The organism is Streptomyces sp. 7R007 (assembly GCF_054850255.1).
On sequence record NZ_JBTWMV010000001.1, the window covers coordinates 307431 to 331041 of the forward strand.

Sequence of the window (23611 nt, forward strand, 5' to 3'; positions counted from 1 at the left end):
AATCCTTTTCTCTGTCGTCGTCCTGGGCGGGGTGGCGCGCCCCATGGTCGCAGGCGGGCCCGGGTGTCGACCAGCCCCCACGGCGTAGCAGCCTGCGCGGCCATTCCTTGACCCACGAGAGAAAACCCGCGCAGGACCCTTGACCGCGCCTCCGTCGCTCCACTCTACTCTTCGGCTAGGAAAACGGTTGCTCAACCTTTGCCCAAGCGTCCACGTCCGGAGAGCCATGCCCCGCATCCGCTCCACCCAGCCCGCCCCCGCCGGCCCGGTCCGCCCGGGCCCCGGCTCCCACACCGCCCTGCGCCCCGCCGCCGCGGAGGTCGACGACGGCTTCTGGCACCACCGCCGCCAGGTCAACGCCCGCACCTCCATCCCCCTCGGCCCGAGGCTGCTGGAGTCCGCGGGCAACCTGCACAACCTGCGTCTGGCGGCGGGCCAGGCCGACGGCGCCTTCCAGGGCGCGTACCCGTTCGTGGACACCGACGTCTACAAGTGGCTGGAGGCCGCCTCCTGGCAACTGGCCCAGGACCCCTCGGCGCCGCTGGAGGCGGACGTCGACCGGATCGTCTCGCTGGTCGCCGCCGCCCAGCAGTCCGACGGCTACCTCAACACCTGGTTCCAGCTCGTCAAGGGCGGCGAGCGCTACCAGGACCTGCGCTGGGGCCACGAGCTGTACTGCGCGGGCCATCTGATCCAGGCCGCGGTGGCCCACCACCGGGCCACCGGGCGCACCGAACTCCTCGACGTGGCACGCAGGTTCGCCGACCACGTCGACTCCGTGTTCGGCCCGCCGGGCAGCGGCAAGGAGATCGACGGCATCGACGGCCACCCCGAGGTGGAGACCGCCCTGGTGGAGCTGTACCGGGAGACCGGCGAGCGCCGCTACCTGGACCTGGCCGGCTACTTCGTCGACCGGCACGGCCACGGCCTGCTCGACGGCGACGCCTACTGCCAGGACCGGGTGCCGGTACGGGAGGCGACGAACGTCGAGGGGCACGCCGTACGGCAGTTGTACCTGCTGGCGGCCGTCGCGGACCTGGCCGCCGAGACCGGGGAGTCCGAACTGCGGTCCGCCGCCGAGCGGTTGTGGCACGCCATGACGACCACCAAGACGCACCTGACCGGCGGACTCGGCGCCCACCACGCCGGAGAGGACTTCGGCGACCCCTACGAACTGCCCAACGAGCGCGCCTACTGCGAGACCTGCGCCGCCATCGCCTCCGTGCAGTGGAGCTGGCGGATGGCGCTGCTCACCGGCGAGGCCCGCTACTCCGACCTGGTCGAACGCACCCTGTTCAACGGCTTCCTGGCCGGGGTGTCGCTGGACGGCGAGCGCTGGCTGTACGTCAACCCGCTCCAGGTGCGCGACGGCCACACCGACCCGGGCGGCGACAAGTCGGCGCGCCGCACGGGCTGGTTCCGCTGCGCCTGCTGCCCACCGAACGTGATGCGGCTGCTGGCCTCCCTGGAGCACTACCTCGCCTCCGGCGACGGAGACGGCCTGCAGATCCACCAGTACGTCACCGGCCGCTACAGCGCCGGACCGATCACCGTGCGCGCCGAGACGGACTACCCCTGGCACGGCACCGTCGCCCTCACCGTCGAGGAGACACCGGCCGACGGCCCCTGGACGCTGTCGCTGCGCATCCCGCAGTGGTGCCGGGAGTTCCGGGTGCGGTGCGGACAGGAGTCGTACGACTCCCCCGTGACCGACGGCTGGCTGCGGCTGGAGCGGACCTGGGCGCCGGGCGACCGGGTGGTGCTGGAGCTCGCGATGGAGCCCCGGCTGACCGCGGCCGACCCGCGCGTGGACGCCGTGCGCGGCTGCGTGGCGATCGAGCGCGGGCCGCTCGTGTACTGCCTGGAGCAGGCCGACCACCCCGGCGGCGGCCTGGACGACATCGTCCTGGACCCCGGCCGGCCGCTCGCCGTCAAGCACCGCCCGGACCTGCTCGGCGGGGTGACGACCATCGTCGCCGCCGGACGGCGCCGCACCGCCCCGGACGCGGGCTGGTGGCCGTACACCCCGGCGGACGAGGTCGCCCAACAGGGCGGCGAGCCATTGGAGTTGACCGCCGTCCCCTACTACGCCTGGGCCAACCGCGAGGACGGCAGCATGCGCGTCTGGCTCCCCACCTCCTGAAACCCGCCCTACGACAACGAGGTCACCCCGTGATACCCACCCGCCGTACCCTCATGGCGGCGCTCGCAGCCGTCGGCACCCTCGCCTCCCTCACCGCCTGCGCAGGCGGCTCCAGTTCCTCCTCGGACTCCTCCTCGGGCGGTTCCGCGGGGACGTACACCTTCTGGGACCCCTATCCGCAGTTCGACGCCTCCTCGGCCTGGGGCAAGCTGGTGACCGCGTGCGGCACCAAGGCGGGGGTGAAGCTGAAGCGGACCGCCTACGACACCACCGACCTGGGCAACAAGGCCCTGCTGGCCGCCCAGCAAGGCAACGCGCCCGACGTGATGCTGGTCGACAACCCGGTCGTCTCCACGCTGGTGGAGGCGGGCATCCTCAACAAGACCAGCGACCTGGGCCTGGACACGTCCTCGATCCAGAAGAACATCATCGGCGCGGGCACCATCGACAACGCCTCCTACGGGGTGCCCATCGGCGCCAACACCCTCGCCCTGTACTACAACAAGAAGATCCTGTCCGCGGCCGGCGTCGACCCGGCGTCGATCAAGGACTGGTCCTCGCTCACCGCCGCGCTGAAGAAGGTCACGTCGGCCGGGAAGAAGGGCATCACCTTCTCCGCGATCAACACGGAGGAGGGCAGCTTCCAGTTCCTGCCCTGGTTCTGGGGCGCCGGGGGCGACCTCACCAAGCTGGACTCGGAGCAGGGAGTGGCGGCGCTCTCGCTGTGGAAGCAGTGGGTGGACGCGGGGTACGCGCCCAAGGACGTGCTGCAGAACACGCAGACCACCAGCTGGCAGGAGTTCGCCACCGGCGACTACGCGTTCGGGGAGAACGGCACCTGGCAGCTGGGCAACGCGGACAAGGCCGGCTTCCCCTACGGCGTCCTCAACATCCCCGGGCGCAACGGCGGTTCGGCGCCGGTGCCGACGGGCGGCGAGTTCGTGACCGTCCCGGTGCAGAAGGACACCGGCCGCTACGACGTCAGCAAGAAGATCGTCACCTGCCTCACCAGCGACGCGAACCTGCTGCCGACGGACACCACCCTGATGTACGTGGCGCCGACGAGCGCGGTACAGGCCGAGCAGGTCGAGCGGAACCCGAAGCTCAAGCCGTGGGTGACCGCGGTGGCGGCGGCCCGGGGCCGCACCAGCGGCGGCCTGGGCACCAAGTACCCGACGATCTCCCAGCCGATGTGGACGGCCGTCCAGGCCTCGCTGTCGGGCGGCAAGAGCCCGCAGGACGCGCTGGACGCGGCCCAGTCGAGCGCACGGAAGGGCTAGCACCGGCATGACCATCGCCCGGGTCGACCGTCCGCGGCGGGCGACGGCCGCCGCGGCGGGGGCGAGCGGCACCGCAGCCCGCGCCCGCCGGCGCAGGAGCCGGCTGACCGCGTTCGCCTTCGTCACCCCGCTGATCGCCTATCTGGCCGCCTTCTACCTCTATCCCCTCTACCGCAACCTCGACCTGAGCCTGCGCGACTACACGGTCCGCTCGTTCGTGGCGGGCGACGCGCCGTTCTCCGGCTGGGCCAACTTCCGCACGGTGCTGGACGATCCGACGTTCGGCCCGGCCATGCGGCACACCATGGTCTTCACCTTCGTGTCGATCGTCTTCCAGTACGCCATCGGGCTCGCCCTCGCGGTCTTCTTCAACCGGCACTTCCGGCTCTCGACCGTGCTCAGAGCGCTGTTCCTGATCCCGTGGCTGCTGCCGCTGATCGTGTCGGCGTCGACGTGGTCGTGGATGTTCAACAGCGAGTCGGGCGTGGTGAACTACTTCCTGCACTTCCTCGGCGTGGACCCGGTCGGCTGGCTGACCTCGCCCGACTGGGCGCTGACGTCGGTGATCGTGGCGAACATCTGGATCGGCATCCCGTTCAACCTGGTCATCCTCCACAGCGGGCTGCAGAACATCCCGGCGGAGCTGTACGAGGCGGCGGCGCTGGACGGGGCGGGCGCCTGGCAGCAGTTCCGCCGGATCACCTTCCCGCTGCTGCGGCCGGTGTCGGCGATCACCCTGCTGCTCGGGCTGGTCTACACCCTCAAGGTGTTCGACCTGATCTGGATCATGACCAAGGGCGGTCCCGGCGACGCCTCCTCGACGCTGGCCACCTGGTCCTACCAGCTCGGCTTCGGCACGCTGCTGCCCAAGTTCGGCCCCGGTGCCGCGGTCGGCAACCTCCTCATCCTCATCGCGCTGGTCTTCGGCCTGCTGTACGTCCGCGTCCAGAGGAGGCAGGAGGCATGAAGGCACGCGGCCACACCCTGATCGGTCTGCTGCTGACCGCCCTGATGCTCTTCCCGGTGTACTGGATGCTCAACGTGTCCCTCACCCCGCAGCAGGACATGCGCAAGGACCCGCCCGACCTGCTCCCGCTGCACCCCACCTTCGAGGGGTACCGGGCGGTTGTCGACGACCAACTCCCCTACCTCGGCACCAGCTTGCTCATCGGCCTCGGCACGGTCGCCCTGACCCTGGTCATCGCCGCCCCGGCCGGCTACTCCCTGGCCAGGCTCCGCCCGCGCGGCACCGGCGCGCTGAGCCTGGCCCTGCTGATCGCCCAGATGATCCCCGGCATCGTGATGGCGATGGGCTTCTACGGCATCTTCCTCGACCTCGGTCTGCTCAACTCCTGGTGGGGCCTGATCATCGCGGACTCCACCATCGCCGTGCCGTTCGGTGTCATGATCTTCACCGCGTTCATGTCGGGCATCCCCGGCGAGCTGATCTCCGCCGCCCGGATCGACGGCGCCGGCACCTGGCGCACCTTCCGGTCGGTCGTCCTGCCGCTGAGCCGCAACGCCATCGTCACCGTCTCGCTGTTCGGCTTCCTGTGGGCCTGGTCCGACTTCGTCTTCGCCAACACCCTTGACGGCGGCGGCGAGCTGCGGCCGATCACCCTCGGCATCTACAAGTACATCGGCAACAACAACCAGGAGTGGAACGCGATCATGGCCACCGCCGTCGTCGCGTCCGTCCCCGCAGCCGTGCTCCTGGTCCTCGCCCAGCGCTATGTGGCCGCCGGTGTGACCGCGGGCGCGGTGAAGGACTGATCCTCCCCCAACTCCCTCTTCTTCCTGAGGAGATCCCTGCCATGAGCCGCACCTCCCGCAGAGCCGCCCTGGGCGCGGGCGTCCTCGTCGCCGCCCTCGGCGCCGCCACCCCCGTCCAGGCGGTGCCCACCTCCGCGACCACCCTGGTGGTGAACGCCAACCAGACCCTGCGCCCGGTCACCCACGTGGCCTCGGGCAGCCTCTACGGCCTCGACACGGCGAGCATCCCGGCCGACAGCCTGGTCCAGCCGCTGAAGCCGAACACCTTCGTGCAGATGGCGCCCGGCGGCAGCCAGCTGCCCAACGGCGAGCCCGCCCCCGGCGGTGACGCCCTCGTCGTCGCGCCCGAAGCCGCCAGGGCGGGCGCCAAGGTGGTCGTGCGGATGCCCGACTGGTATCCGAACTTCCCCTACAAGTGGGTCAGTTGGAGCGACTGGCTGTCCGCCGTGGACAAACAGATCGCGTCCGTGCGGTCCTCCGGCGCCACCAACATCGCCGCCTACGAGCTGTGGAACGAGCCCGACGGCACCTGGGACACCACCCACGCGGGGGCCTTCGACGACGGCTGGGCGCGGACGTACAAGGAGGTGCGGTCGAAGGACACCTCGATGCCCATCCAGGGGCCGAGCTTCGCGACGTACTCCGACAGCAAGATGAAGACGTTCCTCCAGGACGCCATCGCCAACAACGCCGTACCGGACATCGTCGCCTGGCACGAGCTGCAGAGCAGCGCGAACATCGCCGCGCACGTGGCCGACTACCGCGCCCTGGAGAGCAGCCTGGGCCTCAGCCCGCGGCCGATCGCCATCGAGGAGTACGGCGCCCCCGGCGAGGTCGGCGTGCCCGGGCCGCTCGTCGGCTACGTCGCCAAGTTCGAGCGGGCCGGTGTGCACGACGCCGAACTCGCCTTCTGGAACCACTACGGCACCCTCGGCGACACCCTCACCGACACCGGCGGCTCCCCCAACGGCGCCTACTGGATGTACAAGTGGTACGGCGACATGTCCGGAAACATGCTCGTCACCACGCCGCCCGCCCAGACCGGCATCGACGGCTTCGCCGCCCGCAACGGCGCGGGTAACCAGATCAGCGTCGTCGCCGGCGGCTGCACCGGCTCATGTGCCGTCACGGTCAACGGCCTGTCCTCGCTGCCGGCCTTCGGCAGCACCGTGCACGTCAGGCTGGAGTACACGCCGTCCAAGGGCCGCACCACGGCCGTCTCCGGGCCGATCACCGTCTCGGACACGGACTACACCGTCAGCGGCGGCTCGATCACCGTGCCGATCACGATGAACGCCTCCGACGGCTACCACCTGGTGATCACCCCGAGCGGCACCGCCACCTCGCTGGCCGGGCGCTACCAGATCACCAACAAGAACAGCGCTCTGGCCCTGGACACCAGCGGCGCGGGCACGGCCCAGGGCACCGCCGTCGTCCAGGCGACCCCGGCCGCCGGCACCGACCAGAACTGGACCCTGACGGCCGCGGGGAACGGCCTCTACAAGATCAAGCAGCAGTCGAGCGGACTGCTCCTCGGCATCACGGACATGAGCACCGGCGACGGCGGCACGGCCCTGATCTGGGGCGACAACGGCACCGCCGACCACCTGTGGCAGCTCATACCCGACGGCGGCGGCTACTACAAGATCGCCAACTACCACAGCGGTCTGCTGCTCGGCGTGAACGGCATGAGCACCTCCGCCGGCGCCCAGGTCCTGCAGTGGGACGACAACGGCACGGCCGACCATCTGTGGAAGCTGACCGCCCGCTGAGACCGGCGGCGGCTCAGTGCACGGCGGCGGCTCGCTGGTCGAGCCGCCGCAGTGCCGTCTCGGCCCACTGGAGGTTGGCCCGCTCCAGCGCCAGCCCGCCCTGCAGGGTCAGGTAGGGGCCGACGCGGTCCGCGCTGTCGAAGAACTCGTCCTCGGTCCGCCCGTCCAGCAGCCGCTCGCGCAGCCGCTCGTACCGGGCCAGCTTGGCGACGGAGCGTTCCCTGCGCTCGACGATCGCGGCCCGTACGGCCGCCATGGCTCCGGCGTCGCCGATGTCGACGCACTGGACCCTGACCATCAGCTCGTCACGGATGGCCGTCGGCTTGGCCGGCGCCTCGGCCACGTAGGCGCGCAGCACCTCAAGGCCGGCCTCGGTGAGCGAGAACAGCCGCTTGTTGGGCCGCCGTTCCTGCTGCACCACGCGCGCCGAGACGAGCCCCTCGCCCTCCATGCGCTCCAGCTCCCGGTACAGCTGCTGCGGGGTGGCCATCCAGAAGTTGGCGACGGACGCCTCGAAGCCCTTGGCGAGGTCGTACCCGGAGGCCTCGCCCTCCAGCAGGGCGGCCATCACCGCGTTGCGCAATGCCATGACCTCAAGCTAGCACCGTGTTGACTAGTCAACACGGTGTCTACCGGGCCCTCACCGGCAGCGGTACGGGCCGCTTGGCCTGGCGTCCGTCGCCGGACGAACGCCCCCGCACCCTGCGCACGAGCCAGGGCCCGAGGAAGGCACCGGCCCAGCGCAGTTCGCCTCCGAGTCCGGCGACCGGCGGCGGTCCGGTCAACGGCCGCGTCCAGCTGTCGTCGCTGCCCGGCACCTGGAGCGCGTGAGCGACCGCGGCGGCGATCCGGGCGTGACCGAGCGGGCCGGCGTGCAGCCGGTCGGGGCTCCACAGCCGGGGATCGGTCACGACCGGGTGCGGGGCGGTCTCCGCCACGGCCACGCCGTGCCGCCGGGCCGCCTCCCGGATGCGGTCGTTCAGGGCGGTGACCCTGGGCGCGAGCGGCCGGGCCAGCGGGGTGATCCGGGCGACGTCGGGAAAGGTGAGGGTGGCGACGCGGGCCCCCCGTCCGGTGAGCGCGGCGAACATCGCCTCCAGGTGGCCGGCCACCTCGTCGGCGTCGAAGCGGGGCCGCAGCAGGTCGTTGACGCCGGCGACCACGGTGGCGAGGTCGGGCTCCCACGCGAGGGCGGGCGCGAGCTGTTCGCTCCGCACCTGCCCGGCGAGGCGCCCGCGCACGGCCAGGTTGGCGTACAGCAACCGCGGGTTGTCGCGGGCGAGCCGCTCGGCGAGCCGGTCGGCCCAGCCGCGCAGCCCGCCGGCGTCGTCGACGTCTCCGAGCCCTTCGGTCTGACTGTCGCCCAGCGCCACGTACCGCGTGTATCCGGCGACCGGCATGCTGGCCCGCCTTCCGTCGTCACCACCGGGGATGAGGGTGCTCTCTACTAGCCAACTTATCCCCTAGTCGCATTGTTGACTACCGGGGTGGACGGAAACCTCGGCCCGCCGGTCCCGTCGGTCAAGGGGGCGTCGTACGGGGCAGTTCGACGGCGCACGGTCGCCTACGTCGGCCCGGAGCGCCCTCGCTGTCCTCGCCGTCGCCCCGGGCCGTACGGCCGGATCACCGCGCCAGTGCCGCCCGAGCCGTGTCCAGGGCCTGTTCGGCGTAGCCGCGGCCGAACAGCACGGCGTGTACGAGCAGCGGGAAGAGCTGGTGCAGGCCGGCGCGGTCCGCCCAGCCGTCGGCGAGCGGCGCGGTCTCCTGGTAGCCGTCGAGGACCTGACGCAGGTGCGGGCAGCCGAAGAGGTGGAGCATCGCCAGGTCGGTCTCCCGGTGTCCGCCGTGCGCGGCCGGGTCGATCAGCCAGGCCCGCCCCTCGCTGCCCCACAGGACGTTGCCGTTCCACAGGTCGCCGTGCAGCCGCGCCGGCGGCTCGGCCGGGCCCGCCAGTTCGGGCAGCCGTGCGCAGACCCGCTCGACCACGACCGCCTCGGCGGCCGCGATGGTGCCGGCGTCCACCGCCCGCCGCAGATACGGCAGCACCCGGTGCTCGGCGTACCAGCGCGGCCAGTCGGTGCCCGGCACGTTGCGCATCGGGGCGAGCCCGATGTACGCCTCCCCGGGACCGCCGGGCGGCGGGGAGCCGAACGCGGGCGCGCCCGCCGCGTGCAGGGCGGCCAGTTCCCGCCCGAAGCGCAGTGCCGCGGCGGCCGTCGGACGTCCCTCGGGGACGCGGTTGGTCACCAGCCACCGCCCGTCGTGGCCGTGCACCGACGGCACCGGGACCGCGTCCGCCTCGGCCAGCCACCGCAGCCCGGCCGCCTCGGCCGCGACGGCACGGGGGTCGTCGCCCCGCTTGACGACGACCGACAGGCCGCCGTCCAGGGTCACTTCGGCGACGGCGCCGGACAGCCGGCGCTCGCCGCGCACCGTGCGCCCGGTGATCCGCGCCGCCGCGGCACCGGGCCCGCCGTCGTCGGTCATATGATCGGTTTCCGGGAGAGCGGTGGGGCCTTGTGCACGGCGATCAGGGTACGCGGCCAGGGCAGGGAAGGCGTGTCGCGCGCCCGCGCACGATGCTGGAAGGCGGATCACCACGATGCCGGAGTGCGGATCACCGGCCGACGAGAGGACCCCCCGGTGGGGACAGCAGGCCAGACGGTGCTGACGACGCTCGCCGTCAACCCGATGAACGGCGGCTCGGTGCTGACGGCGTTCGGCGCGCTGGGCGTCCTCGTGGTCATCTTCGCGGAGTCGGGTCTGCTGGTGGTGGGGTTCTTCCTGCCCGGCGACACCCTGCTGATCCCGGCCGGTGTGCTGTGCGCGAGCAGCGGCGACCACGGGCCGCGCCTGGTGCTGTGGCAGGTCCTGCTGTGCGCGGCCGTCGGCGCCGTGGCCGGCGGACAGGTGGGCTACCTCATCGGGCGGCACGGCGGACGGGCGCTCGTGAACCGCACCTCCAGCCGGCGCCTCAAACGCGGGATGGCGCGCGCCGAGGAACTGCTGGGCCACTACGGCCACGGCAAGGCGATCGTGCTGGGCCGCTGGATCCCGTTCGTGCGGACCGTGCTGCACCCGGCGGCCGGGGTGCTGGGGATGCCGTCGCGCAGCTTCACCCTCTGGCAGGTGGCCGGGGGCCTGGTGTGGTCGCAGAGCCTGGTGCTGGCCGGCTTCGCCCTGGGCGCGTCGGTGCCGCATCTCGACCGCTACCTGCTGCCCCTGGTCGGCGTGGTGGTGGTGCTGTCGCTGCTGCCGATGCTGGGTGAGCTGCGGCGCTCCCGGCGCACCCGGCAGTCCTCGCCGAGGTCGTCCTGAGCGGGCGTGCTCAGGCCCTGCTGTGCAGGGCGTGCAGGACGTCGTCGTCCGTCAGCTGGTCGAACTCCTCGTAGCACAGGCCGACGGCCAGGAAGCCGGCCGGCCGCTCCAGGCACAGCACCTCGTCGGCCTCGGCGCGCATCAGGTCCGCGGCCTCGGGCGAGCCGACCGGCACGGCCAGCACGACCCGGCCGGGCGACCGGCGCCGCAGATGGCGCAGGGCGGCCCGGGCCGTGACGCCCGTGGCCAGGCCGTCGTCGACGACGATGACGGTACGGCCGGCGAGGTCGGGGGCGGGGCGGTCCTGCCGGTAGCGCTCTTCGCGGCGGCGGAGTTCCGCCCGCTCCCGCACGACGACCGCTTCGAGATCGGCCTCGCCCAGGCCCAGCCGGTCCAGGGCGTCCTCGTCGTAGAGCGGTTCGTCATCGCCGACGAGCGCGCCGACGCCGTACTCCTCCTGGAGCGGCGCGCCGATCTTCCGCACCACCAGCACGTCGAGCGGGGCGTCGAGGGCCCGCGCCACCTCCCGGGCCACGGCGACGCCGCCGCGGGGCAGGGCGAGGACGACGGGGTCGGGCAGGGCGCCCTGCTCCTGTCGCGTCCGCAGCCGCGCGGCCAGCTCCCGTCCGGCCTGGCCGCGGTCGTGGAACCGCGTCACGATCGCCACCCCTTTCCACTTTCTCTTCCTCGGGACCCGACGGGCGCCGTACGTCCTTCCGTATGTCCTGCCGCATGTCCTGCCGTATGTCCTGACCGGTCACGGGTACCCGCACGGATAGAAAACTCTTTCGAGGAGATGAACTCGGATGCGTTTCTTCGGACTGCTCCTCCTCGCCGCCACCGGCGCCTTCACCGCCCTGGCGATCGCCGACAACCTCTCCGGCGGCCCGGAGTACCGCGTGTCGGTGCTCGACCACCACATCGCCACCATGAACACGCTGGCGATCTTCAGCTCCGGTCTCGCGCTGGCGCTGATCTTCTGCCTGGGGCTGACCCTGGCGGTCGGCGGGACGACGCACCGCCGCCGTCGCCGGGAGCGGGCGTACGAGCGCGGCGAGGCCACGTCGGCCGGCCCGAGGACGGCGCCGTAATGCCCTGACGTGTGCATGCGTGCCCCGACGGCTGGGCAGGCGCTGGGAATGGTCGGCGACTGGGACGACGACGGGCAGGGACGGCGGCTGGGCTCCAACGGCCACCGGTCGGTGCCGTACACCGACGACATCCGCATCGACGCGTGGGGCGCGAGCCGTGAACGGTGCATGGCGGAGGCCGTGCTCGGCGTGGTGGAGTGCTTCGCGGACGTGACCGCGGTGCGGCCCAGAGCGGTGGCGCGCGTGCGGCTGGCCGAGAACAGTGACGACGACCTGCTGGCCGCGCTGCTGGAGGAGGTCGTGCACCGGCTCCGGGCGCTCGGGGAGGTGCCGGTCGACGTGGAGGCGGAGGCCACCGAGGACGGGCTGGACGTGCGGCTGGCGGTCGTCGGGCTGACGGAGGTCGGGGCCGCCGACGCCCGCACGGGGTCCGTCGCCTGCCACGAGCTGCGCATCGGGCCGGACCCGTACGGCTGGTCGTGCGCGCTGACGCTGGGCCGTTGAGGCTCAGCGGTCCCGCAGGCGCACGAGGTGGTGGAGCACCGGTGTCGCACAGGTGCGGTTCTCCTTCAGGGTCGGCTGCAGGAAGCGGTAGAAGCTCGGCTTGCTGAACTGGCGCAGCGCGAAGGCGGGCAGGCTCAGGTCCCAGCGGGCGTGGGCGACGAAGCAGTAGTCCGAGGCGCCGGCGTCGAGGGGCTCCAGCAGGACGGAGTTGTCCAGGCCGGTCTCGGCCGCGTACCAGCCCGCCAGGTGCTCCCACAGCTCGGCGGTGCGGCGCGGGTCCTCGCCCACGAAGTAGTGGAACAGGAACAGGCCCTGCTGGGCGCGGTCGACGTCGGTGACGCACTTGCCGCAGCGGGCGGTCATGACGTGCAGGTCCGCGGAGGCGTCTGCCAGGCGGCGGCGCAGGTGCCGGTAGGCGACGGTGTCCTGGACGGCGCCGATGTCCCGCGGAGACCTGGTCTCCACGAGGACGACGACGTCGTAGTGGGCGCGGTGCAGTCCCTCCGGCGGGATCCAGCCGGAGGGCGGGCCCACGGCCGCGGCCGCGTAGACGCTCGCGCGCTTCACCTCGGACAGGCTGGCGAGGTCCTCGGCCTCGGCGCGCAGCATGTCCAGCAGCAGCGCCTTGCTCCGGCTGTGCCCCGGCCGGCCGACGCCCCCCGCCGGCGGCTCGACCGCGGCGGCGAGCTGGAGGTAGCCGGAGGGCGGCGGCGTGGTGAGCGGCGCCGGGCGGAACTTGGGGCGCGGATGGACGAGGGTGACGCTCATGGGATTCTCCCGCGGGGCGGTGCGGTCCCTGGCCGTCGGTGCGCCTACCCGGGCGGCGGTCGGCTACGCGGACCGGGCTCGGGCGACCCGGGCGCCGCACCAGTGGTCCAGGGCCGCGCCGAGTTCCCGCCGGCGCCCGGCCGGGTCGGTGGTGTCGGTGGCCCAGGCGACGTACCCGTCCGGGCGGACCAGGACCAGGGGCGGTACGGCGGCGGCGCGTGCGGACGCCACGGTGTGGACGTCGACGAGACCGGCCCGGTCCTCCAGCGGCACCGGTGCGGCGGGATCCGTGGTCAGCAGGACGAACCCGCCCGTGCGCAGGGCCTCGTACAGCCGTCGGGGCGCCTGTGCCCCGGACAGCGGCAGGTCGGGGACGCGGGCGCCGGTGGCGGGGTGGGCGCCCGGCGGCGCCGGGTAGCGGACGGCGATGCCGGAGACCGCGCCCGCCGCACGGTCGGTGACCGGGCCGAGGCGCAGGGCGGTGCGGGCGGCGAGGTCGCGCAGCACGTCCAGCGGTGCGGGACGCAGGACGGCGAGGCGGGCGAGCGCCCCGGTCATGCGCACCACCTGGCGTCCGACCGGATGCCGTTCGGCGTGGTAGCTGTCGAGCAGGGTCTCGTCCGCGTGGCCCCGCACGGTCGCGGCCAGTTTCCAGCCGAGGTTGAAGGCGTCCTGGAGGCCGAGGTTCATGCCCTGGCCGCCGGCCGGAGAGTGGGTGTGGGCGGCGTCGCCGGCGAGCAGGACGCGACCCTGGCGGTAGTGCGGGACCTGGCGTTCGTCGTTGTGGAAGCGGGACAGCCAGCGGGCGTCGTGCATCCGGAAGTCGGTGCCGAGGACGCGGCGGGTGTCCTCGCGGACCTCCTCCAGGGTCACCGGCGCGTCGTCCGGGAGCTGGCGGTGGCGGTACCAGGTGATGACGCGGTACCAGCCGTCGCCGTAGGAGGCGAGGAAGGCGAAGCCGTCGCCCGTGCCGTCGACGGTGAACACGTCGGGCGGCGGCTCGGCGAGCCGCACGTCCGCGAGGACCAGGGACCGCATCACCGACGAGCGCCCCGGAAACGGCATGCCCACATCGCGGCGCACCGTGCTGTGCACGCCGTCGGTGCCGACGAGGTAGGCGGCGCGCAGCGTGCGCTCCTCGCCGTCGCGGGCGCGCAGCCGGGCCTCGACCCCGGTGTCGTCCTGCCGCAGCGAGACCAGTTCGGTGCCCCACCGCACACGCGCACCCACGGCTTCGGCGCGTTCGCGCAAGACGCGTTCGGTCTCGTACTGCGGGACCGCGAGGACGTACGGGAACCGGCTGGGCAGCCTGGTCAGGTCGAGGTCGGCGCCGCCCAGGGCCCGTACGGTGTCGATCGGCGTGCCCCGGGCGATCAGCTCGTCGGCCGTGCCGCGGGCGTCGAGGACTTCGAGGGTGCGGGCGTGCACGGCGAAGGCGCGGGTCAGGCCGGACTGCTCGGTGCGCCGTTCCACGAGGGTGGTGTCGGCGCCGGCCGCGGCGAGTTCCGCCGCCAGGAGCAGCCCGGTGGGGCCGGCGCCGACGACGAGTACGTCCGTGTCCGGTGCGGTACGGGTCATGCGGTGTCCTCCGCGTCATCGGGTCCGGCGTGCCAGCCGCTCCAGCGCAGGACGGTGACGGCGGTCACCGGTCCTTCGGGCGGCCGGTGCCGGTACTGGGGGTACTTGCGGGCGAGCAGGGCGATCGCCGCCGCGTACCGTGCGCGGTCGGTCTCGTGCGGCGCGCCGGGCGGTATCACGCGGGCGCCGCCGTCGGCCCGCGCCCACCACAGGCGCTCCCAGTCCTCGTCGTAGGCGTCCACGAGCAGGCACACGGCCGGGTGGACGGCGATGTTGCGCAGGCGGGCCAGCCGTGTGGTGGTCTTCGGTTTGCCGTCGACGGCCATGACGATGTGGTCGCCCTCGCCCACGGCGAAGACGACCGGCACCAGGTGCGGCCGGCCGCCGGCGTCCACGGTCGCCAGCCGCGCGACCCGGGCGCCGGTGAACAGCCGCCGCGCCCGGTCGGCCTCCATCCGCGGCATGGTGGTCTCCCCCGCCGGTCAGGGCCGCCGGCTCGTGGGGACGACGGCGACGGGGCAACCGGCATGGTGCAGGACCGCGTGCACGACCGACCCCAGCGGCAGGCCGAGGCGGCCCTCGACGGGGTGGCGGGGCACCACGACCAGGCCGGCCTGCCGGGAGGCGTCCACCAGGGCGGCGGCGGGCGAGTCGACGGTGAGCTCGGTGTCGACGTGCACCTTCGGGAACTCGGCGACGGGCCGGGCAACGTGGTCGAGCAGCGCGCGGTGCGCCTGGCGTTCCTCGTCGATGCGGTCCACCTGCGGCACCATCGCACCGGCCCGCACCAGCGGTGTCCAGGCGTGCACCACCCGCACCGCGGCGCCACGCAGCTCGGCCTCGGCGAGCGCGAACCGCACGGCCTCCTCGTCCCGGTCGTCACGGACCCCGACCACGACGTCACCGTGCGGCGGACGCTGGGGACGTCCGCGGACGACGACCACGGGCCGCTGCGCGTGCGCGGCCGTCTTCAGGCTCACCGACCCCAGCAGCAGCCCCGCGAACCCGCCGCGTCCCCGGGTGCCGACCACGACCAGGTCGGCGTCCTCGGCCGCGGCGAGCAGCGCCTCGGCGGGCCGGTCGTGCGAGAGCACGGTCTCCGTCCGCAGGCCGGGGCGGGTGGCGGCCAGGGACCGCCGGACGTCGTCCAGCAGCCCGGTGGCGCCCTCCAGGACCTGCTCGGTGACACCCATGCCGGTCTCGGCGCCGCCGAGTTCGGTGCCGGGTCCGACGGCGTGCACCAGCCACAGCGCCCAGCCCTGCGACGCGGCCTCGTCGGCCGCCCATTCGGCGGCCGGCCGGGCCTGCTCGGTGTCGTCGATGCCGGCGACGACGGTTCCCTGGCGTACGTCGGTCATGGCGCCCTCTCCGTGTCTCGGCAGGGCCGGTCGCTGCGTACCGCCCCCTACTGTCGCCGCGTACCCGACAACCCGGTTCCGACACGGCAGGCGCCCTGTGCGAGCAGGCGCCGCATCCGCGTCCGGTCCTCGGGGAACCACCCGTCCCAGGGCCGGTCCAGCGCGTGCCAGGCTGCGGGCTGCCCGTCCTCCGCCGCCAACGGCGTCCGCCGGTCGACGACGGCCAGGAAGGACAGGCCGGGGACGGACTGCCAGGCGGGGCGGTAGGAGCGCAGGGTGACGGCGGCGGGCGTGGGGAGGAGGTCGGCCCGTACGCCGGTCTCCTCGAAGAGTTCGCGCGCGGCCGCCTCGCGAGGGGTCTCGCCGGGCTCCACCTTGCCGCCCGGCGCCACCCAGCCGCGCCACGGGTGCCGTACCAGCAGGACGTGGGTCAGGGCGGTGTCGAAGGCCCACACATCGGCCCCGAGCGGGCCGGTGAGCGCCGGGTCTGGGCGCAGCAGCTCCTCCAGGGCGTCGTCGTAGCGGGTGAGGGCCTGGCGGGCGTCGCGGATCGCGGCGGCGAGGGTGCGTGGGTCGATGGGGTGGCTCGTCATCCGGGGGACGGTACGGGCAGCCACTGACAGTGGTCAGCTGCCGCCCACCCCGAGGGCCGCGAGCAGGACCAGGACCAGGGTGGTGGCGCCGAGGAGGCCGTGGGCGACGACCACGGGGACCGGCAGATGGCGTTCGGCTGGGGTCGTGTCGTCGGCGGTGGGGGTGGGGGCGGCGGTGCGGTACACCGGGATCCAGCGGCCGAAGAGGGTGAAGCCGAGGAGGGCCACGGCGACGAGGAGGCCGAAGCCGGTCCAGGCCAGGGCGCCGCGGTCGGCGGCGAGGTAGACGATCCACACGACCAGGCCGGCCGCCGCGAGCAGGAAGTGACCGAAGACGAGGGGCGCCGGGAAGCGGGTGGTCCGCGTCTGCTGCTGACGCAGGCCGCCGCGGGCGATCCAGCGGGCCAGCAGGACGAATCCGCCGAGGGCGGTGACGATCCAGGCGACGAGAGCGGCGATGTCCATGTCGGACTCCGGAAGGGGGCAGCGGGTGGATTTGGGGGGTTGGTTTGGGTGGGTTTGGGGTGGGCCGGGGGGTCGGCTCAGGGGGTCCGGGCTGGGGTGGATCAGCGGGTGAGTCTGGAGGTGGATCGGCGGGTGGACCCGGGGCTGGGTCTGGCGGTGGATCGGCGAGTGGATCCGGCGTTGGGTCTGGGGGATCCGACGGGTGGATCCAGGGTTGGGGCCTGAGAGATCGGCGGATGGCCCCAGGGTTGGCCTGGCGGTGGATCAACGGGTAGATCCGGGATCGGGCCTGGCGGTCGATCAGCGAGTGGATCCGGCGTTGGGTCTGCGGGATCCGACCGGTGGATCCAGGGTTGGGGCCTGAGAGATCGGCGGATGGCCCCAGGGTTGGCCTGGCGGTGGATCAACGGGTAGATCCGGGATCGGGCCTGGCGGTCGATCAGCGAGTGGATCCGGCGTTGGGTCTGGGGGTGGATCAGCGAGTGGGGCTGGAGGTGGATCGGCGGGTCGTTTGAAGGTGGGTCAACGGCTGGTGCGGAAGCCCTCGGCCTGCACGGACTCGCCGGCCACGCGGACGCCGTAGCGGTAGGCGAGCTTGCCGCCGAGGTAGCCGGAGACGCCGAGGAGGGCGAGGGCGGCGGCGGAGAGCGCCAGCTGCCCGTCGCCGACGCTCTGCCCTCCCGCGTAGCCGCCGCCCTGCCGCCAGGCGAAACCGGCCGCGTAGGCGGCGGTGACGGCGAGGTTCAGTGCCATGTGTGTCAGGCCGGTCCGGAAGGCCGGCGTGCCGGTGGGGATCGCGAACAGGTCGAGGAATCCGACACAGGCCGCGGCCAGCGCGCCGAGCACACCGACGGCGATCAGCCAGGCGGACCCGTGGGTGAGGAACCCCGGCCGGTCGACGATCTTCGAGGCGATGTCGAACACCAGGCTGGAGACCCACGCCCCGATCGGCACGGTGACCAGGATCGGATGGAACGGGTGCCCGTACGGCCCCGCCAACGCGCCGCTGACCGGCTGCTTCGCCTGCCTGAGATCGCTGTCGGCGGTCATCCGGCACCTCGCCTTCGAGCTGCGCGTGAGCTATTTCACCAACGATTGTTGGTCTTATTCGGCCGGGGGTCAAGGCGTCGCACCCGGGGTTACGGTGACCCCGTGACGTCCGATCCCCTTCCCGGCGGCGACACGATGGCCGCGCTCGCCGTCCTCGGCGACGAGTCCAGGCGGCGGCTGCTCGACTTCGTACGGCGGTCCCGGCGCCCGGTGACCCGCGAGGAGGCGTCCGCGGCGGTCGGCATCTCCCGCAAGCTCGCCGCCTTCCACCTCGACAAGCTGGTGGCGTCGGGGCTGCTGCAGGCCCGGCACGGCGGGCACGGGCCGCGCCGGGTGGGTCGCGCGCCGAAGGTGTACGAGCCCAGCCCGCACGCCCTGTCGGTGAGCCTGCCGCCCCGCCGGCACGAACTGCTGGCCTCGATGCTGGCCGAGGCGGTGACCGGGCAGCGCCCCGAGGAGAGCGCGCGCGAGGCCTCCATGCGGGTCGCCCGGGAGCGGGGCGAGGAACTCGGCGCGGAGGTGCGGGCGGGTGACGTCGCGGCGGTGCTGGAGTCGCTCGGTTTCGAGCCCGCGGACGACGGCCCCGGGCGCACGGTGCTGCACAACTGTCCCTTCCACCCGGTCGCCCGGCAGGCACCGGAACTGGTGTGCGGGATGAACCACGCGTTCCTGTGCGGGTACTTGGCGGCCTCCGGCCACGCCGACACCGCCGCCGTGCTGACCCCTCGCGCGGGACTGTGCTGCGTCGAACTGCGCACCGGCACGGCACGCGAGGGCGCGGGGGCACCCGACGCCGGCCCCGACGCCGAGTGCGCCCGCGACGCCTGAACGCGCGGGCATATGCACAAGCGGCGATTCGGTGAAGGAAGAAATGCCCCGCGCGTTCGAATTCACGGTCTCTTCATTCCCTTCACCAAACGCATTGCGGGCATTGGGGCGTCGAGGTCCGTTCTCACAACCCGGCCCAGGTCGAATATGAGGCAATGAAACGACCGATTAACTGACGCGTAGTCGACGGGAATCGTCGCGTCGGTCCACTCCTGGTCACTGCCGTTCACGCACCGCGTCAGGAGGGGCCATGTCCTTCTTCGCCAGGGCATCCTGGCCAGGAGACCATCGCGACGAGATCGTCGCCGGAACGCTCGTCGCGGCGGTGATCGTCGTCCTCGGGTACGCCTCGGGCATCGGCGCACCGGCGCCGACCGACCTCGACGTCTCCGCGCCACCGAACAGCGGGGCGGTTTCGGCCGCTCCTTCGGCCGGTTCCGCCACCGGGGAATCCGGAACTTCCGGCGGCGGATCGGCCGGAGGTTATGCGAGCGGGGATTACCCGGTCGGGGATTACGTGTCACAGGGCGACGATGCCGGATATCCGGCCGCCGGAGGCTCTTCGGACACGACGGGTCACGCGGGGCACGGCACGGGCGGCACGGGGGCGTCCGGCCCCTCCCCCGAACCGTCCGCGCCGGCGTCCGGCTCGCCGTCCCCGACGCCGTCCCCGTCCGCTCCGGCGGACTGCCAGGACGGTGAAGTACGCCTGGTACAGCCGCTGTTGAACGGTGTGGTCACCCCCGTGACCGGCCTCCTCGACGGCCTGCTCGGCGCGGCCTCCGCATCGCCCTCCCCCTCCTCCTCGCCCTCGCCCTCGGCCTCCGCGTCCGCCGGCGCCCTGTCGTCGCTGTGCGTCGGCGTGGCGTCCTCGCCGTCGGTGCTGTCGGAGGTGCTGCCGTGAAAGGCCGTGTCTTCGGCGTCGTCGTGGCGGCGCTGCTCACCCTCGGGCTCTGCGCGCCGGCCGCCTCGGCCCACACCGAACTGAAGTCGTCCACACCGGGGAACGGCACCCGGATCGCGCACACGCCCGCCACGGTACGGCTGGTGTTCAGCGAGCCGGTCGATCCGGCCGACGTCCGCGTCCGCGCGGACGGGGAGCGGCTGAGGGTGTCGCGGGCGGCGCGCGCGGAGAACGCGGTCGAGGTCGCCGTACCGAAGGAGACGAGCGACCGCCTGACCCTTGTTTGGCAGGTACGTGACATGGAGGACGGGCATCCCACGTCCGGGACGCTGTCCTTCCCGCTCACGGCGCGTGCCGGACAGGCCCCCGCGCAGGCCGCCCCGCAGCCGTCGCGGGCCGTGCGCACGGCCTGGCAGGTGACACGCTGGGCCGGCTACCTCGCCCTCGCCGTGTACGTCGGCGGGCTCGCGTTCCTGGCGCTGCTGTGGCCGCAGGGCGCCCAGGACGGCAGGACCCGCCGCCTGCTCGCCCTCGCCTGGGCGGCGGGGCTGGCGACCGCCCTGATCGCGCCGGGCCTGGAGGGGGCGTACGGATCGATGGGCACACTCGGCGATGTGCTCCAACGGTCCACCTACGCCGACCTGTTGAGCACCGAGACCGGCATCATGGCCGCCTGCCGGCTGCTGCTGTGGGTGCTCGCCGCGGTCGTCCTGGCCGCACTGTTGCAGGGCGGCGAGCGGTCGGCCCGGTCGCCCGGGTGGCGGGTCGGCGCACTCGTGGTCGCCCTCGGGCTGCTGCGCACGACCGGCATGACCGGCCACGACTCCGAGGGAACGCACCCGGGTTGGGGTGCGGTGGCCGACCTGGTGCACCTGCTCGGCGTCTCGCTGTGGCTCGGCGGGCTCACCCTGCTGCTGCTCGGCGTGCTGCCGCGGCGGCGGCCCGAGGAGCTGTCGGCCGCCGTGGCCGGCTACTCGGCGCTGGCCGGGGTCTGCGTGGCGGCGATCGCCGGGGCCGGCGCGGTGCTGGCCTGGCAGGTCGTCGGCTCCTTCGGGGCGCTGCTCGACACCGGGTACGGGCGCCTGCTGCTGATCAAACTCGCCGTGCTGGGGCTGGTGTTGCTCATCGCCCAGCGCAGCCGGGGCTGGGTGCGCACCCGGCTCGACATCGCCGTACTGCTGCGCGGCGACCGTGCCGTCGTACGGCCCTTCGTCTACTCGGTCGCGGCCGAGACGGGGCTCGTCCTCGTGGTCCTCGCCGCGACGAGTGTGCTGGTCATCTCCGCCCCCGGCCGGTGACCGGCAGCCGTTGTCCCACCTCTCTCACCTCACCTCTCACCTCACAAGGGAGACGCACCACCATGCACACAGAAGAAGTCACCGCACCGCCCGCGCCCCGTCGGCGCTCCCGAGTGGGCAACCGGGTCCTGCTGGCCACCGGCCTGGGCGCCGGCATCGCGGCCGTCGCCTGCCTGGGCGTGCTCCAGGCGTCCGGCGGGGCCGCCGCTCCGGCGAACGCGGCGCCCGCGGCCGAGGCCCAGGACATGAGCGGCATGAGCGGCACGGCCGACGCCCAGCCGGCCGCCGACAGCGCCACCGCCGACCACACCATCGAGATCAAGGACTACAAGTTCGCCCAGCCGTCCCTGACGGTGAAGGTCGGCCAGACCGTGAAGTGGGTCAACGAGGACACCGCTCCGCACACGGTCACCACCACCAGCGGTCCGCAGAAGTTCGACTCCGGCACCCTGAACAAGGGGGACAGCTGGTCGTTCACCTTCACCAAGGCCGGGACGTACGAGTACTACTGCGCGGTGCACCCGGACATGACCGCGTCCGTCACCGTGGTCGCCGACGACGGTGGCAGCGGCTCGGGCGGCTCCACGGGTGGGTCGACGGGCGGCTCCACGGGTGGGTCCAGCGGCGGGTCGACCGGCGGCTCGACGGGTGGGTCCACCGGAGGGTCGACGGGTGGCTCCACCGGGGGCTCCACGGGCGGCTCGACGGGCGGTTCGACCGGCGGGAGCGGCGGTTCCGGAGGGTCGAGCGGCGGTGACGGCGGCGACGAGCAGTGCGTCAGCGTCCAGCAGGTGCTGCTGCCGATCCTCCAGCACCTCGACAAGGCCCACCTGGAGGAGTCGCCCGGCCAACAGGTCCAGGACGCACTCCAGTTGGACAACTACATCAAGATGCACACCGTCTGGGTCGAGTCGATCCTCACCCCCGCCGTCAACGGCGCCGGCTCGATCGGCGACGACACCCTCACGGTGCTGCTGCAGCACATCAACTCCGCGCACCTGGAGGAGTCCCTGGGCCAGCAGGTCGCCGACCTCCTCGACCCCGACGCGTACGTGAAGATGCACACCGTCTGGGCCGAGCACATGCTCGCCCCCACCGAGGACTACCTCACCGGCTCCTGCTGACGCCGGCCGGCAGGAGGTGACGGGCCGGCCGAGTCGCAGTCGGCCGGCCCGCCACCGCCCTCATTGTCCCCACTCACCGCGCCCCGCGCCCACCGAGGTACCCACATGACCGCCGAAACGCTCCCCGTCCCCACCCTGCCGGGCCCCGCCTGGCTCCCCGGACCCGGCACCTACACCACCGCCCCGGACCGCTGCATCACCGAACTCACCGCCCGGCTGGGCCCGTTGACCACCCTGCGCCGCCGCCTCACCCCCGTCGACGCGAGCCTCACGGTCGCCCCCGCGCCCGAGGACTGCGTGCTGAGTCTGGAACTGGGCGGCCGGGTGCTCGGCGGGCGGAGCCTCACCTTCGTCAGCACGGCCCTCAAGCCCGCGGCGGACGGCACCCGCATCCACGCCTCCGGCGAACTCGCCCTCGGCGACGCCTCCGTCCCGGCCCCGCTGGTGCTGCGGGTCGTCGAGCGCGCCGAGGCGCTGCTCCTCGTCCTCGGCACGATCCGGCTGCCGTACCGCCCGGTGCGCCGCACGCTCGGCCTCGCCCTCCCCCGCACCCGCCCCGCAGACCGCATCCGGCTGCTCGTCGCCGCGGAGTTCGCATGCCCCGCCTGACCCTCGTGCGCGCGCTGCTCGCCGCCACCGCCGTCTTCCTGTTCCTGCCCGCGCCGTCCGCGCGGGCGGCCACGAGCCACCAAGTCGCCATGTCCGGCTACGCGTTCAGCCCGCGCTCGCTGACCGTCACCGCCGGGGACACCGTCACCTGGACCAACCAGGACCAGGCACCCCACGACGTCAAGACCACCTCGGGCCCCGAGTCGCTCCACTCCCCGATGCTGGACAAGGGGGGCAGTTGGAGCCACACCTTCACCACGCCGGGCACCTACTCCTACGTCTGCACCGTGCACCCCGGCATGACGGCCCAACTGGTCGTCAAGGCGGCCCCGGTGCCCACGCCCACAGCGCACCCGACCGGCCACGACCACGCGGCCGCGGCACCCACCGTCGTCCGCTCCCCGCGGCGCACGGCGACGTCCGCCGCCGCGAAGCCGACCGCGCACGCCGAGCACGGCGGCGCGGCGTCCGCGCACGCTTCCAGCGCCGCCCCCTCCCCCGCGCCGGGTACCGCGGCCGCCGCCCGGCAGCCCGTCGAGACGACCGCCTCGGCCGCCCGCCCGCTCGATCCGCTGCTCCTGCTCGCCGGAGTCGTGGCGGGGGTGGCGGTGCTGTGCCTGCTCCTGGTCGGCTCGCGGGCGTCGACGACCGTCAAGTGACGCCCCCGCCGGGCCTACGCGGTCGGGGCGTGCCCTCCCGGCGGGCGCGCCATGAAGACGTCGACGGCTTCCTCCGACTCCACGACGAAGCCGTGGCGTTCGTACAGCCGCCGGGCGGGGCTGCCGCGCAGGACGCTGAGCGCCACGGTCGTGTTCTGCGCGTCGCTCCGTTCGAGCACCGTGCGCAGGACGGCGGAGCCGAGCCCCCGGCCCTGGTGGCGGGGGGCGAGGTAGAAGTGCTCCAGCCACAGCCGGTCCTCGACGGGCCGGACGGTGACGCAGCCGGCGAGGTCGCCGCCGGCCATGACGACGGAGGTGTGCTGCGGGGAGAAGGCGTCCCGCAGCCGCTGCCGGACCCGGTGCTCGTCGTAGCGCCCGAGGCGTTCCAGGTCCGGCCGCATGACCGTGGCCCGCAACTCGACGAGCGCCTCGACGTCGGCCGGATCGCCGGGCCGCAGCGTCCAGTCGCGGGTCTGTGCCTGATCACCCATGGTGG

The 23611-nt window shown here is 73.3% G+C and carries 27 protein-coding genes; 14 read left to right on the top strand and 13 right to left on the bottom strand.

What is annotated here, in order from left to right; all coding sequences use genetic code 11:
• Positions 1 to 226: 226 nt before the first annotated feature.
• The 5 genes from ACYF6T_RS01495 to ACYF6T_RS01515 are packed head-to-tail and all read left to right on the top strand — an operon-like array spanning position 227 to position 6968.
• On the top strand, positions 227 to 2143 hold the full coding sequence (locus ACYF6T_RS01495; protein ID WP_461692708.1) for a glycoside hydrolase family 127 protein: 1917 nt from the start codon (positions 227 to 229) through the stop codon (positions 2141 to 2143).
• Between the two features lie 53 nt (positions 2144 to 2196).
• Positions 2197 to 3423 (top strand): sugar ABC transporter substrate-binding protein, encoded by a 1227-nt coding sequence (locus ACYF6T_RS01500; RefSeq protein WP_461692710.1) that lies wholly within the window; start codon positions 2197 to 2199, stop codon positions 3421 to 3423.
• A 7-nt stretch (positions 3424 to 3430) separates the two neighbouring features.
• A complete protein-coding gene (locus tag ACYF6T_RS01505; protein WP_461692712.1) occupies positions 3431 to 4390 on the top strand; it encodes a carbohydrate ABC transporter permease in 960 nt (319 codons plus the stop codon).
• A complete protein-coding gene (locus ACYF6T_RS01510; protein ID WP_461692714.1) occupies positions 4387 to 5196 on the top strand; it encodes a carbohydrate ABC transporter permease in 810 nt (269 codons plus the stop codon). Before ACYF6T_RS01505 ends, ACYF6T_RS01510 begins: the two co-directional genes overlap by 4 nt.
• A 41-nt stretch (positions 5197 to 5237) precedes the next feature.
• A complete protein-coding gene (locus ACYF6T_RS01515; protein WP_461692715.1) occupies positions 5238 to 6968 on the top strand; it encodes an RICIN domain-containing protein in 1731 nt (576 codons plus the stop codon).
• A 13-nt stretch (positions 6969 to 6981) separates the two neighbouring features.
• On the opposite strand, the gene ACYF6T_RS01520 is transcribed toward ACYF6T_RS01515, so the two are convergent.
• The 3 genes from ACYF6T_RS01520 to ACYF6T_RS01530 all read right to left on the bottom strand — a co-directional run bounded on the left by ACYF6T_RS01520 (position 6982) and on the right by ACYF6T_RS01530 (position 9455).
• On the bottom strand, positions 6982 to 7557 hold the full coding sequence (locus tag ACYF6T_RS01520; RefSeq protein ID WP_461692717.1) for a PadR family transcriptional regulator: 576 nt from the start codon (positions 7555 to 7557) through the stop codon (positions 6982 to 6984).
• Positions 7558 to 7597: 40 nt separating this feature from the next.
• Positions 7598 to 8368: an SGNH/GDSL hydrolase family protein gene (locus ACYF6T_RS01525; RefSeq protein WP_461692719.1), complete on the bottom strand. Its 771-nt coding sequence runs from the start codon at positions 8366 to 8368 to the stop codon at positions 7598 to 7600.
• A gap of 223 nt (positions 8369 to 8591) precedes the next feature.
• A complete protein-coding gene (locus ACYF6T_RS01530; protein ID WP_461692720.1) occupies positions 8592 to 9455 on the bottom strand; it encodes a fructosamine kinase family protein in 864 nt (287 codons plus the stop codon).
• 204 nt (positions 9456 to 9659) lie between these two features.
• Here ACYF6T_RS01530 and ACYF6T_RS01535 point away from each other — a divergent pair, with 204 nt between their 5' ends.
• Positions 9660 to 10286, top strand: coding sequence for a DedA family protein (locus ACYF6T_RS01535; RefSeq protein ID WP_461693229.1), 627 nt, complete (start codon positions 9660 to 9662; stop codon positions 10284 to 10286).
• Between the two features lie 10 nt (positions 10287 to 10296).
• Here the strand turns inward: ACYF6T_RS01535 and ACYF6T_RS01540 are convergent, their stop codons facing one another.
• Positions 10297 to 10944, bottom strand: coding sequence for a phosphoribosyltransferase (locus ACYF6T_RS01540; RefSeq protein WP_461692722.1), 648 nt, complete (start codon positions 10942 to 10944; stop codon positions 10297 to 10299).
• Positions 10945 to 11092: 148 nt separating this feature from the next.
• Here ACYF6T_RS01540 and ACYF6T_RS01545 point away from each other — a divergent pair, with 148 nt between their 5' ends.
• Together ACYF6T_RS01545 and ACYF6T_RS01550 are read left to right on the top strand one after the other, a co-directional pair.
• Entirely contained in the window at positions 11093 to 11377 is a 285-nt protein-coding gene (locus ACYF6T_RS01545; RefSeq protein ID WP_461692723.1) for a hypothetical protein, read from the top strand.
• A gap of 48 nt (positions 11378 to 11425) precedes the next feature.
• On the top strand, positions 11426 to 11881 hold the full coding sequence (locus ACYF6T_RS01550; RefSeq protein ID WP_461693230.1) for an archease: 456 nt from the start codon (positions 11426 to 11428) through the stop codon (positions 11879 to 11881).
• Positions 11882 to 11884: 3 nt separating this feature from the next.
• Here ACYF6T_RS01550 and ACYF6T_RS01555 read toward each other — a convergent pair whose 3' ends face one another.
• The 7 genes from ACYF6T_RS01555 to ACYF6T_RS01585 form a co-directional block, all read right to left on the bottom strand.
• On the bottom strand, positions 11885 to 12649 hold the full coding sequence (locus tag ACYF6T_RS01555) for a hypothetical protein (protein WP_461692724.1): 765 nt from the start codon (positions 12647 to 12649) through the stop codon (positions 11885 to 11887).
• Between the two features lie 63 nt (positions 12650 to 12712).
• The gene (locus ACYF6T_RS01560) at positions 12713 to 14227 is read right to left on the bottom strand and encodes an FAD-dependent monooxygenase (protein ID WP_461692726.1); all 1515 of its coding nucleotides are present in this window, start codon (positions 14225 to 14227) and stop codon (positions 12713 to 12715) included.
• Positions 14224 to 14691 (bottom strand): TIGR03668 family PPOX class F420-dependent oxidoreductase, encoded by a 468-nt coding sequence (locus ACYF6T_RS01565; RefSeq protein ID WP_461692727.1) that lies wholly within the window; start codon positions 14689 to 14691, stop codon positions 14224 to 14226. The genes ACYF6T_RS01560 and ACYF6T_RS01565 overlap by 4 nt, the downstream gene beginning before the upstream one ends.
• Positions 14692 to 14709: 18 nt before the next feature.
• On the bottom strand, positions 14710 to 15585 hold the full coding sequence (locus tag ACYF6T_RS01570) for a universal stress protein (protein ID WP_461692729.1): 876 nt from the start codon (positions 15583 to 15585) through the stop codon (positions 14710 to 14712).
• Positions 15586 to 15632: 47 nt separating this feature from the next.
• The gene (locus ACYF6T_RS01575; protein ID WP_461692731.1) at positions 15633 to 16178 is read right to left on the bottom strand and encodes an NUDIX hydrolase; all 546 of its coding nucleotides are present in this window, start codon (positions 16176 to 16178) and stop codon (positions 15633 to 15635) included.
• Between the two features lie 33 nt (positions 16179 to 16211).
• Positions 16212 to 16643: a hypothetical protein gene (locus ACYF6T_RS01580; protein ID WP_461692733.1), complete on the bottom strand. Its 432-nt coding sequence runs from the start codon at positions 16641 to 16643 to the stop codon at positions 16212 to 16214.
• Between the two features lie 522 nt (positions 16644 to 17165).
• Positions 17166 to 17693 carry a DUF2231 domain-containing protein gene (locus tag ACYF6T_RS01585; RefSeq protein WP_461692735.1) on the bottom strand — a complete coding sequence of 176 codons (528 nt, stop codon included), beginning with the start codon at positions 17691 to 17693 and terminating at the stop codon, positions 17166 to 17168.
• Positions 17694 to 17795: 102 nt separating this feature from the next.
• On the opposite strand from ACYF6T_RS01585, the gene ACYF6T_RS01590 reads away from it, so the two are divergent.
• Positions 17796 to 18521, top strand: coding sequence for a helix-turn-helix transcriptional regulator (locus tag ACYF6T_RS01590; protein WP_461692736.1), 726 nt, complete (start codon positions 17796 to 17798; stop codon positions 18519 to 18521).
• Between the two features lie 216 nt (positions 18522 to 18737).
• Here ACYF6T_RS01590 and ACYF6T_RS01595 read toward each other — a convergent pair whose 3' ends face one another.
• Positions 18738 to 18965, bottom strand: coding sequence for a hypothetical protein (locus ACYF6T_RS01595; RefSeq protein WP_461692738.1), 228 nt, complete (start codon positions 18963 to 18965; stop codon positions 18738 to 18740).
• Between the two features lie 301 nt (positions 18966 to 19266).
• Between ACYF6T_RS01595 and ACYF6T_RS01600 the strand changes: the two genes are divergently transcribed.
• The 5 genes from ACYF6T_RS01600 to ACYF6T_RS01620 all read left to right on the top strand — a co-directional run bounded on the left by ACYF6T_RS01600 (position 19267) and on the right by ACYF6T_RS01620 (position 23115).
• Positions 19267 to 19425: a hypothetical protein gene (locus tag ACYF6T_RS01600; RefSeq protein WP_461692739.1), complete on the top strand. Its 159-nt coding sequence runs from the start codon at positions 19267 to 19269 to the stop codon at positions 19423 to 19425.
• A complete protein-coding gene (locus ACYF6T_RS01605; protein ID WP_461692741.1) occupies positions 19422 to 20723 on the top strand; it encodes a copper resistance CopC/CopD family protein in 1302 nt (433 codons plus the stop codon). The genes ACYF6T_RS01600 and ACYF6T_RS01605 overlap by 4 nt, the downstream gene beginning before the upstream one ends.
• A 62-nt stretch (positions 20724 to 20785) precedes the next feature.
• Positions 20786 to 21847: a cupredoxin domain-containing protein gene (locus ACYF6T_RS01610; RefSeq protein ID WP_461692742.1), complete on the top strand. Its 1062-nt coding sequence runs from the start codon at positions 20786 to 20788 to the stop codon at positions 21845 to 21847.
• A 105-nt stretch (positions 21848 to 21952) separates the two neighbouring features.
• Positions 21953 to 22456 (top strand): hypothetical protein, encoded by a 504-nt coding sequence (locus ACYF6T_RS01615; RefSeq protein ID WP_461692744.1) that lies wholly within the window; start codon positions 21953 to 21955, stop codon positions 22454 to 22456.
• Positions 22444 to 23115, top strand: coding sequence for a cupredoxin domain-containing protein (locus ACYF6T_RS01620; protein WP_461692746.1), 672 nt, complete (start codon positions 22444 to 22446; stop codon positions 23113 to 23115). The genes ACYF6T_RS01615 and ACYF6T_RS01620 overlap by 13 nt, the downstream gene beginning before the upstream one ends.
• Positions 23116 to 23129: 14 nt before the next feature.
• On the opposite strand, the gene ACYF6T_RS01625 is transcribed toward ACYF6T_RS01620, so the two are convergent.
• Positions 23130 to 23606 carry a GNAT family N-acetyltransferase gene (locus tag ACYF6T_RS01625; protein WP_461692748.1) on the bottom strand — a complete coding sequence of 159 codons (477 nt, stop codon included), beginning with the start codon at positions 23604 to 23606 and terminating at the stop codon, positions 23130 to 23132.
• Positions 23607 to 23611: the final 5 nt, after the last annotated feature.

Excerpts from the sequence above, each read along its gene's own strand:
- ACYF6T_RS01550 (WP_461693230.1), top strand. The coding sequence starts at position 11,426 with ATGGTCGGCGACTGGGACGACGACGGGCAGGGACGGCGGCTGGGCTCC.
- ACYF6T_RS01610 (WP_461692742.1), top strand. The coding sequence starts at position 20,786 with ATGCACACAGAAGAAGTCACCGCACCGCCCGCGCCCCGTCGGCGCTCC.
- ACYF6T_RS01570 (WP_461692729.1), bottom strand. The coding sequence starts at position 15,585 with ATGACCGACGTACGCCAGGGAACCGTCGTCGCCGGCATCGACGACACC.
- ACYF6T_RS01525 (WP_461692719.1), bottom strand. The coding sequence starts at position 8,368 with ATGCCGGTCGCCGGATACACGCGGTACGTGGCGCTGGGCGACAGTCAG.
- ACYF6T_RS01520 (WP_461692717.1), bottom strand. The coding sequence starts at position 7,557 with ATGGCATTGCGCAACGCGGTGATGGCCGCCCTGCTGGAGGGCGAGGCC.
- ACYF6T_RS01565 (WP_461692727.1), bottom strand. The coding sequence starts at position 14,691 with ATGCCGCGGATGGAGGCCGACCGGGCGCGGCGGCTGTTCACCGGCGCC.
- ACYF6T_RS01530 (WP_461692720.1), bottom strand. The coding sequence starts at position 9,455 with ATGACCGACGACGGCGGGCCCGGTGCCGCGGCGGCGCGGATCACCGGG.
- ACYF6T_RS01560 (WP_461692726.1), bottom strand. The coding sequence starts at position 14,227 with ATGACCCGTACCGCACCGGACACGGACGTACTCGTCGTCGGCGCCGGC.
- ACYF6T_RS01500 (WP_461692710.1), top strand. The coding sequence starts at position 2,197 with ATGGCGGCGCTCGCAGCCGTCGGCACCCTCGCCTCCCTCACCGCCTGC.
- ACYF6T_RS01555 (WP_461692724.1), bottom strand. The coding sequence starts at position 12,649 with ATGAGCGTCACCCTCGTCCATCCGCGCCCCAAGTTCCGCCCGGCGCCG.
- ACYF6T_RS01625 (WP_461692748.1), bottom strand. The coding sequence starts at position 23,606 with ATGGGTGATCAGGCACAGACCCGCGACTGGACGCTGCGGCCCGGCGAT.
- ACYF6T_RS01615 (WP_461692744.1), top strand. The coding sequence starts at position 21,953 with ATGACCGCCGAAACGCTCCCCGTCCCCACCCTGCCGGGCCCCGCCTGG.
- ACYF6T_RS01575 (WP_461692731.1), bottom strand. The coding sequence starts at position 16,178 with ATGACGAGCCACCCCATCGACCCACGCACCCTCGCCGCCGCGATCCGC.
- ACYF6T_RS01580 (WP_461692733.1), bottom strand. The coding sequence starts at position 16,643 with ATGGACATCGCCGCTCTCGTCGCCTGGATCGTCACCGCCCTCGGCGGA.
- ACYF6T_RS01505 (WP_461692712.1), top strand. The coding sequence starts at position 3,431 with ATGACCATCGCCCGGGTCGACCGTCCGCGGCGGGCGACGGCCGCCGCG.
- ACYF6T_RS01495 (WP_461692708.1), top strand. The coding sequence starts at position 227 with ATGCCCCGCATCCGCTCCACCCAGCCCGCCCCCGCCGGCCCGGTCCGC.
- ACYF6T_RS01535 (WP_461693229.1), top strand. The coding sequence starts at position 9,660 with ATGAACGGCGGCTCGGTGCTGACGGCGTTCGGCGCGCTGGGCGTCCTC.
- ACYF6T_RS01510 (WP_461692714.1), top strand. The coding sequence starts at position 4,387 with ATGAAGGCACGCGGCCACACCCTGATCGGTCTGCTGCTGACCGCCCTG.
- ACYF6T_RS01545 (WP_461692723.1), top strand. The coding sequence starts at position 11,093 with ATGCGTTTCTTCGGACTGCTCCTCCTCGCCGCCACCGGCGCCTTCACC.
- ACYF6T_RS01620 (WP_461692746.1), top strand. The coding sequence starts at position 22,444 with ATGCCCCGCCTGACCCTCGTGCGCGCGCTGCTCGCCGCCACCGCCGTC.
- ACYF6T_RS01585 (WP_461692735.1), bottom strand. The coding sequence starts at position 17,693 with ATGACCGCCGACAGCGATCTCAGGCAGGCGAAGCAGCCGGTCAGCGGC.
- ACYF6T_RS01515 (WP_461692715.1), top strand. The coding sequence starts at position 5,238 with ATGAGCCGCACCTCCCGCAGAGCCGCCCTGGGCGCGGGCGTCCTCGTC.